Annotated in this window: 12 protein-coding genes; 6 read left to right on the top strand and 6 right to left on the bottom strand. The window is 72.8% G+C overall.

Features of this window, described 5'->3' with window-relative positions:
* Positions 1-31: 31 nt before the first annotated feature.
* A complete protein-coding gene (locus tag ACF09C_RS24795) occupies positions 32-544 on the top strand; it encodes a DUF1203 domain-containing protein (protein WP_392094391.1) in 513 nt (170 codons plus the stop codon).
* Positions 545-547: 3 nt separating this feature from the next.
* Here ACF09C_RS24795 and ACF09C_RS24790 read toward each other — a convergent pair whose 3' ends face one another.
* Both ACF09C_RS24790 and ACF09C_RS24785 read right to left on the bottom strand, forming a co-directional pair.
* Positions 548-1003 (bottom strand): VOC family protein, encoded by a 456-nt coding sequence (locus ACF09C_RS24790; protein WP_392094390.1) that lies wholly within the window; start codon positions 1001-1003, stop codon positions 548-550.
* A 58-nt stretch (positions 1004-1061) separates the two neighbouring features.
* Positions 1062-1535, bottom strand: a complete 474-nt coding sequence (locus ACF09C_RS24785) for a winged helix-turn-helix transcriptional regulator (RefSeq protein ID WP_392094389.1) — start codon at positions 1533-1535, stop codon at positions 1062-1064.
* A 95-nt stretch (positions 1536-1630) separates the two neighbouring features.
* On the opposite strand from ACF09C_RS24785, the gene ACF09C_RS24780 reads away from it, so the two are divergent.
* Positions 1631-3109 carry an MFS transporter gene (locus ACF09C_RS24780; RefSeq protein ID WP_392094387.1) on the top strand — a complete coding sequence of 493 codons (1479 nt, stop codon included), beginning with the start codon at positions 1631-1633 and terminating at the stop codon, positions 3107-3109.
* Here ACF09C_RS24780 and rarD read toward each other — a convergent pair.
* Positions 3106-4143, bottom strand: a complete 1038-nt coding sequence (rarD, locus tag ACF09C_RS24775; RefSeq protein ID WP_392094385.1) for an EamA family transporter RarD — start codon at positions 4141-4143, stop codon at positions 3106-3108. The genes ACF09C_RS24780 and rarD overlap by 4 nt on opposite strands.
* 104 nt (positions 4144-4247) lie before the next feature.
* A complete protein-coding gene (locus tag ACF09C_RS24770) occupies positions 4248-5108 on the bottom strand; it encodes an SDR family oxidoreductase (RefSeq protein ID WP_392094383.1) in 861 nt (286 codons plus the stop codon).
* Positions 5109-5318: 210 nt separating this feature from the next.
* On the opposite strand from ACF09C_RS24770, the gene ACF09C_RS24765 reads away from it, so the two are divergent.
* From ACF09C_RS24765 to ACF09C_RS24750, 4 genes are all read left to right on the top strand, one after another.
* Positions 5319-5681 carry a winged helix-turn-helix transcriptional regulator gene (locus ACF09C_RS24765; protein WP_392094952.1) on the top strand — a complete coding sequence of 121 codons (363 nt, stop codon included), beginning with the start codon at positions 5319-5321 and terminating at the stop codon, positions 5679-5681.
* Between the two features lie 83 nt (positions 5682-5764).
* The gene (locus tag ACF09C_RS24760; protein ID WP_392094381.1) at positions 5765-6601 is read left to right on the top strand and encodes a hypothetical protein; all 837 of its coding nucleotides are present in this window, start codon (positions 5765-5767) and stop codon (positions 6599-6601) included.
* A gap of 176 nt (positions 6602-6777) precedes the next feature.
* On the top strand, positions 6778-8934 hold the full coding sequence (locus ACF09C_RS24755) for a bifunctional serine/threonine-protein kinase/ABC transporter substrate-binding protein (protein ID WP_392094950.1): 2157 nt from the start codon (positions 6778-6780) through the stop codon (positions 8932-8934).
* Between the two features lie 3 nt (positions 8935-8937).
* The gene (locus ACF09C_RS24750) at positions 8938-11181 is read left to right on the top strand and encodes a bifunctional serine/threonine-protein kinase/ABC transporter substrate-binding protein (protein WP_392094379.1); all 2244 of its coding nucleotides are present in this window, start codon (positions 8938-8940) and stop codon (positions 11179-11181) included.
* A gap of 64 nt (positions 11182-11245) precedes the next feature.
* Here the strand turns inward: ACF09C_RS24750 and ACF09C_RS24745 are convergent, their stop codons facing one another.
* Both ACF09C_RS24745 and ACF09C_RS24740 read right to left on the bottom strand, forming a co-directional pair.
* Positions 11246-12298 (bottom strand): 2-oxoacid:ferredoxin oxidoreductase subunit beta, encoded by a 1053-nt coding sequence (locus tag ACF09C_RS24745; protein WP_392094377.1) that lies wholly within the window; start codon positions 12296-12298, stop codon positions 11246-11248.
* Positions 12291-13700: 2-oxoacid:acceptor oxidoreductase subunit alpha (locus ACF09C_RS24740; RefSeq protein ID WP_392094375.1), on the bottom strand; the 1410-nt coding region annotated here is incomplete at its 5' end. The genes ACF09C_RS24740 and ACF09C_RS24745, both read right to left, overlap by 8 nt.

Below are 13700 nucleotides of genomic sequence, written 5' to 3'. Positions count from 1 at the left end.
GGACGGGGTGGGGGCGCGTGACGCTGGGGGCATGACGACCTACACCGCACGCCCCATCGACCCCGCCGCCCTCGCCGAGCTCCGCGACGTGGACGACGCCGGGCGCCCTTGTGTCCCGTTCACCGCCGCGGAGGGCGGGGACCCGCTGCGCTGCTGCCTCCGGCCCGTCCGGGCGGGGGAGCGGGTCGCCCTCGTCTCCTACGCGCCCCTGCGGCGCTGGGCCGCCGCGACCGGCGCCAGGCCGGGGGCGTACGACGAGCAGGGGCCGGTCTTCATCCACGCCGGCGCGTGCGAAGGGCCGGTGCCGGGAGCGGAGTCGTACCCCTTCGACCGGACCGGCGCGCTGCGCACCCTGCGGCGGTACGACTCCGAGGGGCGGATCGTCGGCGGCCGCCTCCTGGAGATCCCGGCCGAGGCGAACGAGGGCTTCGACCGGGCCCTGGCGGAGGCCTTCGCCGACTCCCGGGTCGAGTTGGTGCACGTCAGGGCGGTGGAGTACGGCTGCTTCCAGTTCGAGGTCCGGCGCGCGACGCCAGGGGAGTGAACGTCACTCCACGCAGAACTCGTTGCCCTCCGGGTCCGCCATGACGACCCAGGTCATCCCGTACTCCGACACCCGGCGCAGGACCGAGGCGCCCAGGGACTCCAGACGTTCGACCTCCGCGTCGCGCTTCTCCTGACCGGGGTGGAGGTCGAGGTGGACCCGGTTCTTGACGGTCTTCTCCTCCGGGACCTGCTGGAAGAGGATCCGTCGACCGTGTCCCGTGCCCGACTTCTCGTCGAACGGGTCGTCCGGGTGCCGGACGGCGGCCAGCTTGCGCCAGGCGCGGCGGCCGTCCGCGAGCGTCGTCGAGAGCTCGGGCGGTGCGGCGCCGGCGGCGAGCAGCCCGTCGATGAGGGCGCTGTGGTCCTCGTCCACGTAGCCGAGCGCGGCGGCCCAGAAGGCGGCCTGGGCGTGCGGGTCGGCGGCGTCGATCACGAGCTTCCAGTGCAGTGGGGTCATGCCCCCAGTCTCGGCGCGACCGCCACGCGGGCGGCGAACCGGCGCGCGTACGCCGGACTCAGACCGCCGCCCCGACCGCCTCCGCGCCCGCCGCTGCCTCCGCCTCCTTGGCGTCGTACGCCTCCCGGGCCGCCGCGATCTCGTTCTGGTGCAGCTCGGTCCACGTCACGAGCGAGCGGATCGTCGTGTGCAAGGTCCCGCCCAGCGCGGTGAGTTCGTAGTCCACGCGCGGCGGGACCACCGGGTGGACCGTGCGCCTGACGAGGCCGTCCCGCTCCAGCTGCCGCAGCGTCACGGTCAGCATCCGCTGGCTGACCCCGTCGATCTCCCGCTTCAGCTCCGAGAAGCGCAGCTTGCGGCGGTCGAGCAGGGCGATGACGAGCAGGGACCACTTGTCGGCGACCCGGTCGAGGATCTGCCGTACCTCGCAGTCCTCCCGGGTGTCCCACTGGAAGGGGTCCGTGTCCCCGGACTGGCCGTCGGCATAGGTCACTTCGCAGTGACTCGGTGACTTCAAAGTGCCTTCTTCCATGGCATCGGATCCTGCCGCAGGATCGGGGTGGTTACAAGAGGGAACCGACCCTCTGGCCGGTAACCACCCCTACCCCCTCCTGCCTGGAGACACCTGTGCCCACTTCCACCTCCACCCCCGGCTCCACGTCCCTTCCCGCGCGGGCCTGGGCCCTGCTCCTCGTACTCTGCGGGACGATCTTCCTCGAAGGCATCGACGTCGCGATGCTCGCCGTGGCCGTGCCGAGCATCAGATCCGATCTCGACCTGTCCACCGGGACAGCGGCCTGGGTGATGTCGGCGTACGTTCTCGGCTACGCCGGCTTCACCCTCCTCGGCGGACGCGCCGCCGACCTGCTCGGCCGCCGCCGGATGTTCCTCGGCTGGCTCGTGGTCTTCATGCTCTTCTCCGGACTCGGCGGCTTCGCCCAGGACGGCTGGATGCTGATCACCGCCCGCTTCATGACGGGTGTCGCCGCCGCCTTCATGACCCCCGCCGCGCTGTCGATCATCACCACCTCGTACGCGGAGGGGCCGCAGCGCAACCAGGCGCTCCTCGTCTTCGCCGGCACCGCCGCCGGGGGCTTCTCCCTCGGCCTGGTCATCGGCGGGCTGCTCACCCAGTTCGGCTGGCGCTGGGTCTTCTTCGCCCCCGTCCTCCTCGCGGCCGCGGTCCTGCTCGCCGCCCTGCGCCTGGTCCCGAAGGAGCCCCGCCCGGAGCGGGTCGCCGGCGGGTTCGACCTGGCGGGCGCGCTGACGGCGTCCGGGTCCATGCTGCTGCTCGCCTTCGCGATCGTCCGGCTCGAACACGGCCTGGCCGGCTGGCCGCTGACCGCGCTCGTGGCCGCCGCCGGGCTGGCCCTCGCCGGGGTGTTCGTCGCCGTCGAGCGGCGGGCCGCCGCTCCGCTCGTACGCCTCGGGCTGCTGCGCAAGGCCTCCACCGTCCGGGCCGATCTGGGCGCGCTGCTCTTCGTGGGGTCCTTCTTCGGCTTCCAGTTCGTCGCCACGCTCTACCTGCAGGAGCTGCGCGGCTGGTCCTCGCTGGAGACGGCGTTCGCCCTGACGGTGATGGGCGTCGACGCGATCCTCGCCCCGACGCTGACGCCCAGGCTGGTGGCGCGGTTCGGCAACGGCCGGGTGATCCTCGGCGGGTTCGTGCTCGCGGTCGTCGCGTACGCGCTCTTCCTGCCGGTCGGCCCCGACTGGTCGTACGCCGCGATGTTCCCGACCCTGCTGCTGAGCGGGCTCGCCTTCTCGCTCGCGTACGGCCCGCTGACGATCGCCGCGACCGACGGCATCGCGGAGGAGGAGCAGGGGCTCGCGAGCGGACTGCTGACGACGGCCGTGCAGTTCGGCTCGGCGGTCGGCATCTCCCTGGTCACCGCCGTCTACGGCATCGTCGGCGGCGGCCTCGACGGCTTCCGCGCGGCCCTGGTCGTACCCGTGGCGATGGTCGCCCTCGGCACGGTCGTCGCCGCGACCGGCACCCGCGGCCGGACGCGGCCGGTGACGGGGACGGTGACGGGGACGGCGCCGGGAACGGGGGCGTCCGAGGGCGCGGAGGCCCTGGCGGAGACCCCCAAGGCCGCCGTCTAGGCGGGCCGGACCGGCTGCGCCGCCGGGTCCGCGGGGGCGGACGGGCCGGTCACGACACCGGCCCCGGCCTCGGCCCACGCCCCCGCTCCCGCACTCGCGTCCACGCCCGCGTCCGTCGCCGCGCGCTCGGCCGCTGCCAGTTCCGCGCGGCTGCGGCGGGCCGTGCGCAGGGCGTCCCAGGTGAGGATCGTCAGGGCCAGCCACACCAGGGAGAAGCCCGCCCACCGCTCCGGCGGCATGGCCTCGTGGAAGTACGCGATGCCCAGCACGAACTGGAACATCGGCGCCAGGTACTGGAGCAGCCCGAGCGTCGACAGCGGTACGCGGATCGCCGCCGCGCCGAAGCAGATCAGCGGCACCGCCGTGACCACGCCCGTCGCGGCGAGCAGGGCCGCGTGCCCGGCGCCCTCCGCGCCGAACGTGGCCGAGCCCTGCGAGCCGAGCCAGATCAGGTACGCGAGGGCGGGCAGGAACTGGACCGCCGTCTCGGCCGCCAGCGACTCCAGGCCGCCGATGTTGACCTTCTTCTTCACCAGGCCGTAGACGCCGAAGGAGAAGGCCAGGATCAGCGAGATCCAGGGCGGCTGGCCGTAGCCGATCGAGAGGACGAGTACGGCCGTGGCGGCGACGCCGACCGCGATCCACTGCGCGGGCCGCAGCCGCTCCTTCAGGAGCAGGACGCCGAGCGCGATGGTGACGAGCGGGTTGATGAAGTAGCCGAGGGACGCCTCGACTACATGGCCGGTGTTGACCGACCAGATGTAGACGCCCCAGTTGACCGTGATCACCGACGCGGCGAGCGTGATCAGCCCCAGCTTGCGCGGGCTGCGCGCCAGCTCCCGTATCCAGCCCCAGCGGCGGACCGCGAGGAGCGCGACGACGACGAAGGCCAGGGACCAGACCATCCGGTGGGCGAGGATCTCGACCGCCCCGGCCGGCTTCAGGAGCGGCCAGAAGAGCGGGACCAGTCCCCACATCCCGTAGGCACCGATCCCGTAGAGGAGACCTGCTCGTCCCTCGTTGTCCGTCTTCACCGAACCTCCTGCCCCGCGCCGCGCCGTCCTGATGAAGGTAGCGCCGCACAGGGCAGGCTGTCATGTCCGTACCGCGATACGGTCATGACTCGTGCGGAGTGCGGTCACGCGAGCGCGTGCCCGACCGTCTCGGCCAGCGGGGTCGTGGGCCGGCCGATGAGGCGCGACAGGTCGCCGGTCCGCCGCGCCAGCGCCCCGCGCTCGATGGCCTTCTCGACGTCCACGAGGATCGCGGCGAAGAACGGCGGGACGCCCGCGCCGGTCAGGATCTCCTCGTGCGTCTCGGCGGGGACGTTGCTGTACGCGATCTCCTTGCCGGTCTGACGGGCGACCTCGGCGGCGTACTCGGCCATCGACCAGGCGACGTCGCCGCTCAGCTCGTACGCCGCGTTCACGTGCTCCTCGACCGGGCCCGCCAGGACGGCGGCGGCCGCGGCGGCGTAGTCGGCGCGGGCGGCGGAGGCGACACGGCCCTCGCCCGCGTTGGCGACGACGGCGCCGTGGGCGAGGACGGGGGCGAGGTTGGCGGTGTAGTTCTCGGTGTACCAGCCGTTGCGCAGGAACGTATACGGCAGCCCCGAGTCGAGGATCAGCGTCTCCGTCGCCCGGTGCTCGTCCGCCAGGTCGAAGTCGGCCTCCGGGCCGCCGAGGATGCCGGTGTACGCGAGCTGTGCGACGCCCGCCGCCTTGGCCGCTTCGATGACGGCGGTGTGCTGGGCCACGCGCTGCCCGACCTCGCTGCCGGAGATCAGCAGGACCCGGTCGCCCGCGCCGAAGGCGCCCGCGAGGGTCTCGGGGCGGCTGTAGTCCGCGATCCGCAGCTCGACACCGCGCTCGGCGAGGGCGGCGGCCTTCGCCTTGTCGCGGACGACGGCGACGACGGACTCGGCGGGGACCCGGGTCAGGAGCTCGTCGATGACGAGACGGCCGAGCTGTCCGGTGGCGCCGGTGACGACGATGCTCATGGTGGTTCCTTCTTCAGGGCGTGCGGTGGACGATGCACTCACCGTACGGCTGGCACTTTCCTTCCGAAGGTACCCACTTTGAAGTAAGGTACTGGCATGGGAGTAAGTGATCAGGTGCGCGGCCCGCGCGACCCGCAAGACGCGCAGAGTCCGCAGAGCCCGAACAGCTCGCGCGAGCCGCAGAGCCTGCTGGCCGACGTCGGCGGCGGCATGTGCCCGTCCCGCCTCGTCCTGGAGCACGTCACCAGCCGGTGGGGCGTCCTGGTCTTCATCGCGCTGAGCGAGCGTTCGTACCGCTTCAGCGAGCTGCGCCGCCGCGTCGGTGGCGTCAGCGAGAAGATGCTGACGCAGACCCTTCAGACCCTGGAGCGCGACGGCTTCGTCCACCGCGACGCCAAGCCCGTCATCCCGCCCCGCGTCGACTACAGCCTCACCCCCCTCGGCGAGGAGGCCGCCGAGCGCGTCAGGGAGCTGGCCCGGTGGACCGATGCCCGCCTCTCGGCGGTCGAGGAGGCCCGCACCAGGTACGACGTGGCGAAGAGTACGGCGGTGGCCACGAGATCGTCTCAATGAGGCGGTAACAAGGGCCAGTTGTGCCCGTGCGTCGTACGATCTGCTCACCACTGGGGGCAAGTGTGAGCGTGTGTGGGGGATTCGTGACGTACGCGTACGGAAGAGTGCTGCGCGCCTGCGGGGGTTTACTGGCCTGCGGCCTGATCCTGACCGGCTGTTCGGACCCCGGTGAGGGCGACGGGAAGGGGGACGGGAAGGGCGGTCCGCCCACGTCCCGCGGGCCGTCCGGCACCTCGACCGCGCCGCCCGCGTCGGCCGCGCCCGCACCCACCGGTCTCGAGTTCACCGCGGACCCGAGCCGGGCCCCGAAGAACGAGGCCGACGCCAAACGCCTCGCCCGCGCGATCGTCGCCGGGCCCGAGTCCTGGGGCCCCGACTACGTCGAGCGCACCCCGCACCTCAGCGCCGACACCTACTGGCCCGTCCTCGACGCCGGCTGCACCTGGGAGGCAGGCACCCGGCCCCCGACCGTGTTCCACAGCGTGACCGCCTACAGCGAGGTCCCCGCGTCGACGGGGAAGGGGCTCCTGCAGGTGTCCGCGACCGTGACCGTCCACCGTACGGAGACGGACGCCGACTGGGAGATGGCCCAGACCCTGGAGGAGGCGCTCCGCTGCCCCTCCCAGCAGCTGCGGGACGGCGAGCGCATCACCGGCCTCATGTCCCTCGGCAGCCCCTTCGGAGTCGGCGGCAACTTCACCGCGGCGGACTCGCTCCGCGAGGCCGGGACGTACGTCAACGACGCCGTGAAGGGCGAGCAGACGTACTCCTGGTACCAGTCCCGGGTCGGCCAGGTCACCGTCGCGGCCGTGGTCAAGGGCGCGCCCGGTCACACCGGCCAGGAAGTCGACAGGGCCCAGATCCAGGCCCTCGTCGCCATGGTCGGACGCGCCGAGGACGCCCTGGAGGTCCAGAAGTGAGCCAGGTCCCGCAGCCCGAGCCGAAGCCTGAGCCGGGCACTCAGCAGCCCGAGCCCCGGCCCGAGCCGGGCACTCAGCAGCCCGAGCCCCGGCCCGAGTCGGGGGCTCAGCAGTCCGACGAGGCGCGCGCCCCCCAGCCCGGCGCCCCCCAGGCCCTCCTCCCCTCCGACCCCTCCGTGATCGCCGGCTACCGGCTCCTCGGGCGGCTCGGTGCGGGCGGTATGGGGGTCGTCTACCTCGGGCGTACGGAGCACGGTGAGCTCGCCGCCGTGAAGGTGACCCACGCCGACCAGGCCGAACAGGCCGACTTCCGGGAGCGGTTCCGGCGCGAGGTCGAGGCCGCGCGCCGGGTCGTCAGCCCCTGGGCCGTGTCCGTGACCGGCGCCGACCCGGACGCCCCCGAGCCGTGGATGGCGACCGCCTTCGTCCCGGGACCCTCCCTCGGCGAGGCCGTCGCCGCGCACGGGCCGCTGCCCGAGCGGAGCGTACGGATCCTCGGCGGCGCCGTCGCCCGCGCGCTCGCCGCCGTCCACGCGGCCGGGCTCGTCCACCGGGACGTCAAGCCCGGCAACGTCCTGCTCGCCGTCGACGGCCCCCGGCTCATCGACTTCGGCATCGCCCGGGCGACCGGGGAGACCGCGCTGACCTCCACCGACATGGTCGTCGGCACCCCCGGCTTCCTCGCGCCCGAACAGGCCGAGGCCCGCGCCGGCGAGATCGGCCCGCCCAGCGACGTCTTCGCCCTCGGCTGCCTCCTCGCCCACGCGGCGACCGGCCACCCGCCCTTCGGCACGGGCACGGTCGACGCCCTCCTCTACCGCACCGTCCACGACGAGCCCGATCTCGCCGGCGTACCCGACGGGACGCTTCTGGACCTCGTACGGGCCTGTCTCGCCAAGGACCCGGCCGCCCGGCCCACCGCCGAGGAGATCGCCGCCCGCCTCACCGAGGACACTCCCGGCGCGCCCGCGGACTGGCTGCCCGCCCCCGTCGTCCGGACCATCGCCGAACGCTCCGCCGCGATGCTCGCCCTCCCCTCGATCGACCCCACCGAGCACGGGGCGCCGACGGCTCCGGGCCGACCGGCGCCCAGCAGGCGCAGGTTCCTGCTCCTGGCCTCCGGCGCCGCCGCCGTCCTCGCCGCCGGCGGAGGCGTCGCCGCCTACGCCGCCCTGAACGACGACGACCAGGGCAAGGGCGGCAGGACCGCCGCCCCGCCGCCCAAGCAGCGGCGCTGGATCGTCGGCGTCCAGGCGGACCTGACCGGCCCCGCCAAGGACGTCGGCCGCGCCCAGGAACGCGGCGCACGGCTCGCCGTCGAGCTGTTCAACGCCCGCAAGGACAAGCCCTTCACCCTCGAAGTCAAGGTCTCCGACGACGGCGGCGACAAGGACAAGGCCCTCGCCGCTGCCCGCGTCCTCACCGGCGACCCCGACGTCCTCGGGGTCCTCGGCCCGACCTCCGACTACACCGGCCTGAACGCGCTGCCCGCGTACGACGAGTCACGGCTGCCGCTCATGACGGTCTCCGCCGGGCTCAACCTGCTGACCAACGCGACGAGCGCCCAGGGCCTCTCCATGCTGCGCGCCTGTCCCCAGCACGCCATTGCCGGCAGCTGCCTCGCCTACTACGTGCTGCACAAGACCCGGAGCATCCGCCCGGGCATCCTCCAGGAACGCACCGACGACCCCTACGCCTGGCAGTACATCGGCGGCGCCAACTTCGGCTTCCGGCAGGCCGATGTGGTGCCCGTCCCGCGGGTCGTCCCCGGCCGCGCCACCGACTACGAGCGGATCCTCGGCTCGATGATCGCCGAGGGGATGGACGCGTACGTCCACTGCGGCCTCACCCCGAGCGCCGTCCTCGCCGCCCGCGCCCTCGACGCACTCGGCTTCACCGGCATGAAGATCACCGGCCAGCACGTCTTCGAGCCCCGCTTCCTCACCGAGGCGGGCCGGGCGGCCGAGGGCTGGATCCTCGGCGCGCCCGTCACCGACCCGACCGCCCGCAAGGAGGCGGCCGACTTCGTCGCCGCCCACCGCACCCGGTACGGCACGCCCCCCGCCCCCTACACGGGCGAGTCCTTCGACGTCGTCAACCTGCTGATCCAGGAAGTGGTCAAGGCCGCCGAGGGCGGGCGGCGCCCGGACCGCACCGCGCTCACGCCCGCGCTTCGCAAGGCCCGGTACACCGGCGTCATGGGCGGCTACACCTTCGACGCCGAGAGCGGAAACCTCAGCGGCATCGGCACCTTCATGTACGCCGTCCAGAACGGCCGTTACAAGCCGCTGGAGTTCGCGCCCGCCGGCCCGCCCAAGACCAGACGGACCTGACGCGTGCGGCCCCTCCGTCCCGCCGACCCCTCGGCGATCGCCGGCTACCGCCTCCTCGGCCGGCTCGGCGCCGGCGGCATGGGCGTGGTCTACCTCGCCCGCTCCGCCGGCGGCGCGCTCGCCGCGCTCAAGCTGATCAGGGCCGAGCACGCCGCCGACCCCGGCTTCCGGGAGCGGTTCCGGCGCGAGGCCCTGGTCGCCGAGCGGATCACCGGCCGTTGGGTGGTCCGGGTCCTCGGCGCGGACCCGGAGGCCCGGGAGCCCTGGCTCGCCACCGAGTTCGTCCCGGGACCCTCGCTCGCCGAGGCCGTCGGCCTGCACGGCGCGCTGCCCGAGGCGACCGTACGGGCCCTGGGCGCACGGCTCGCCGACGCGCTCACCGGCATGCACGCGGCCGGGCTCGTCCACCGGGACGTGAAGCCCGCCAACGTCCTGCTCGCCCTCGACGGGCCGCGCCTCATCGACTTCGGCATCGCCCGCTCCGCCGGGGCCACCGCCCTGACCGCCACCGACGCGATGATCGGCACCCCCGGCTACCTCGCCCCCGAGCAGGCCCGCACGGGCGGCGCGGGCGAGGTCGGCCCGCCGAGCGACGTCTTCTCGCTCGGCTGTGTGCTCGCGTACGCGACGACCGGCCGCCGCCCGTTCGGTACGGGCACGGTGGCCGCGATCGTCTATCGCACCGTCCACGAGGAGCCCGACCTCGACGGCGTACCGGAGGCGCTGCTGCCGCTGGTGACCGTGTGCCTGGCCAAGGACCCGGCTGATCGGCCCACGGCGGCGGAGGTGCGGGCGCGCCTCGGCCGGGCCGAGGGCCCGGCCGGGGACTGGCTGCCGCCCGGCCTCCCGGCACTCATCGCCGAACGCTCCACGCGCGTCCTCGACCTGCCCGTCGCCGAGCCGACCGTCGTCGTCCCCTCCACCGACGGCGACCGGGCCCACACCTCGCCGTCCCGGCGGCGCTTCCTCGCCCTCGGCTCGGCCGCCGCCGTCGCAGGGGCGGGCGGCCTGACGGCCTGGCTGGTGAACCGAGAGCCCGGAGCCGGCGCGTCCGGCGGCGCGGGCGGGGGTACGGGCGGGGGCGCCGGGGGCGGGCCGTCCGGAACCCGTCCCGCGTACACGATCGGCGTCCAGACCGATCTGAGCGGCCCCGGCAAGGCGGCCGGGCGCGCCCAGGAACGCGGTGCGCGCCTGGCCGTCGAGACTTTCAACGCCCGCTCCGACCGGCCCTTCGACCTGGCGGTGAAGGTACGGGACGACGGCGGCGACCCGCGCCGGGCCGCCGCCGCGGCCGAGGAGTTCGGGAAGGACGCGTCCGTCATGGCCGTGGTCGGCCCCACGGCCAGGGAGACCGTCGTCGCGGGCTCCGCCGCCTACGACAGGAACCAGCTGGTCTTCGCGACCGTCGCCGTCGGTATCGACGCGGGCGACCTGGCGACCCAGACCGTCAACCCCATCCACCGCGAGCTGCGCGCCCCACACGACATGCTGCAACTCCCGTTCACCAGCGTCGCCATCATCACCAAGGCCAGGCGGACGGCCGTGGTCGACGACCGCGCGGCCGGCGACTTCAGCTGGCGGACGGCCAACTCCGCGAAGAGCACCATGACTCCGGTCTCCGATGCCGTGACGGTCCATCGGATCGCCGCCGACAGCGAGGACTTCGGGACCGTCGTGCGCGAGGTGCTCGCCGCCCGCCCGCACGCGGTGCTCTACGCCGGGGTCTCCCAGCGCCGCGCCGGGCTCTGCGCGAAGGCGCTGAGCGAGCAGGGGTACAAGGGGCTGCGGGGCGGTGTCGAGTACGCGCTCGGGCCCGAGTTCCTGTCCGTCGCGGGCCCTGCCGCCGAGGAGTGGTACTTCGGCACGACGTACGTCGATCCGGCGCTCCTACCGGCCGCGAAGGCCTTCACGGCCGCCTACCGCAAGCGCTGGGGCCTGTCGGCCACGGCGCGGATCGAGCCGTTCGCCGTCGAGGCGTACGACGCGGTGACGGGCATCGCCACGAGCATGAGCGAGATGGTGTCGGGCCGGCAGCTGGACATGGCGCGGACCGCCGTACGCGGGGCGATGCGGCTGTTCCCCTACGAGGGGATCGCGAAGAAGTACGGCTTCGACGAGCGGAACGTGTCCGCGTTCAAGTACATCAAGGAGATGTTCCTCTACCGGATCGAGGGCGGCACCCCGCGCTTCCTCGGCGCTTTCGAGGCGGCGGCGCAGGGCGAGAAGAACCGGCGGAAGATCGACTGAATCGGCTGAGGGGCGCGGTGCCGGTGTTCCGGCCGCGCCCCTCGTCCGTACTGCTGGTGCTGTCTCAGCCGACGACCGTCCAGGTGTCGTTGCCGGTGAGGAGTTGGGTGAGGTCGCCCTTGCCGTGTTGTTCGATGGCGGTGTCGAGTTGGTCGGCCATGAGGGTGTCGTAGACGGGTCGTCGTACGGAGCGGAAGACGCCGATGGGGGTCTGGTGGAGGGTGTCGGGGTCGGCGAGGCGGGAGAGGGCGAAGGCGGTGGTGGGGCTGGTGGCGTGGGCGTCGTGGACGAGGATGTCGGTCTCGTTGCCGGGGGTGATGGTGACGACTTTGAGGTCGCCGGTGGCCGGGTCGCGGACGACGCCCTTGTCGAGGTCGGTGCCGAAGCGGATGGGCTGTCCGTGTTCGAGGCGGATGACGGCTTCCTGGGCCTGGTCCTTGTCCTTGAGGACTTCGAAGGCGCCGTCGTTGAAGATGTTGCAGTTCTGGTAGATCTCCACGAGTGCGGTGCCGGGGTGGTCGGCGGCCTGGCGCAGGACCTCGGTGAGGTGTTTGCGGTCGGAGTCGACGGTGCGGGCCACGAAGGAGGCTTCGGCGCCGAGGGCGAGGGAGACGGGGTTGAAGGGGGCGTCGAGGGAGCCCATGGGGGTCGACTTGGTGATTTTGCCGACCTCGCTGGTGGGGGAGTACTGGCCCTTGGTGAGGCCGTAGATCCGGTTGTTGAAGAGCAGGATCTTGAGGTTGACGTTGCGGCGCAGGGCGTGGATGAGGTGGTTGCCGCCGATGGACAGGGCGTCGCCGTCGCCGGTGACGACCCAGATGGACAGGTCGCGGCGGGAGGTGGCCAGGCCGGTGGCGATGGCGGGGGCGCGGCCGTGGATGGAGTGCATCCCGTAGGTGTTCATGTAGTACGGGAAGCGGGAGGAGCAGCCGATGCCGGAGACGAAGACGATGTTCTCCTTCGCCAGGCCCAGTTCCGGCATGAACCCCTGCACGGCCGCGAGGACGGCGTAGTCACCACAGCCCGGGCACCAGCGCACCTCCTGGTCGGACTTGAAGTCCTTCATCGACTGCGCCGCTTCGGCCTTCGGCACGAGGTTCAGGAGCGTCTCACTCATCGATGGCCTCCTCGAGGGCCGCAGCGAGCTGCTCGGCCTTGAACGGCATGCCGTTGACCTGGGTGTGCGAGTGGGCGTCGACCAGGTACTTCGCCCGCACGAGCAGAGCGAGCTGGCCGAGGTTCATCTCGGGCACCACTACCTTGTCGTAACGCTTGAGGACCTCTCCGAGATTCCTCGGGAAGGGGTTGAGGTGGCGTAGGTGGGCCTGGGCGATGGGGTGTCCGGCGCGGCGCAGTCGGCGGACGGCGGCGGTGATGGGCCCGTAGGTGGAGCCCCAGCCCAGGACCAGGGTCTTCGCGCCGTCCGGGTCGTCGACCGTGAGGTCGGGGACCTCGATGCCGTCGATCTTGGCCTGGCGGGTGCGGACCATCAGGTCGTGGTTGGCCGGGTCGTAGGAGATGTTGCCGGTGCCGTCCTGCTTCTCGATGCCGCCGATGCGGTGTTCGAGACCGGGGGTGCCGGGCACGGCCCAGGGACGGGCCAGCGTCCGCGGGTCGCGCTTGTAGGGCCAGAAGACCTCGGTGCCGTCGTCCAGGGTGTGGTTCGGCCCGGTGGCGAACGCCGTGGTCAGGTCCGGGAGTTCCGCCACGTCCGGGATGCGCCAGGGTTCGGAGCCGTTGGCGAGGTAGCCGTCGGAGAGGAGGAAGACCGGGGTGCGGTAGGTGAGGGCGATCCGGGCCGCCTCGATCGCCGCGTCGAAGCAGTCCGCGGGCGTCTTCGGTGCGACGACCGGGACCGGGGCCTCACCGTTGCGGCCGTACATCGCCTGCAGCAGGTCCGCCTGCTCGGTCTTGGTCGGCAGACCCGTCGACGGGCCGCCGCGCTGGATGTCCACGATCAGCAGCGGCAACTCCAGCGACACCGCGAGGCCGATCGTCTCCGACTTCAGCGCCACACCCGGACCCGAGGTGGTGGTCACCGCGAGGGAACCGCCGAACGCCGCACCCAGCGCCGCGCCGATGCCGGCGATCTCGTCCTCCGCCTGGAACGTCCGCACACCGAAGTTCTTGTGACGGGACAGCTCGTGCAGGATGTCCGACGCCGGAGTGATCGGATACGACCCCAGGTAGAGCGGCAGGTCGGCCTGGCGGGAGGCGGCGATCAGCCCGTACGACAGGGCCAGGTTCCCGGAGATGTTCCGGTAGGTGCCGGTCGGGAAGGCGCTGGTCGCGGGTGCGACCTCGTAGGAGACGGCGAAGTCCTCGGTCGTCTCGCCGAAGTTCCAGCCGGCGCGGAACGCGGCCACGTTCGCCTCGGCGATCTGGGGCTTCTTCGCGAACTTCTGCCGCAGGAACGTCTCCGTTCCCTCGGTGGGCCGGTGGTACATCCAGGACAGCAGCCCGAGCGCGAACATGTTCTTGCTCCGCTCGGCCTCCTTCCGCGACAGCCCGAAGTCCTT

The sequence above is a fragment of the Streptomyces sp. NPDC014870 genome (assembly GCF_043081505.1).
Lineage (GTDB): Bacteria > Actinomycetota > Actinomycetes > Streptomycetales > Streptomycetaceae > Streptomyces.
This window is presented reverse-complemented; position numbering and strand designations above follow the sequence as displayed.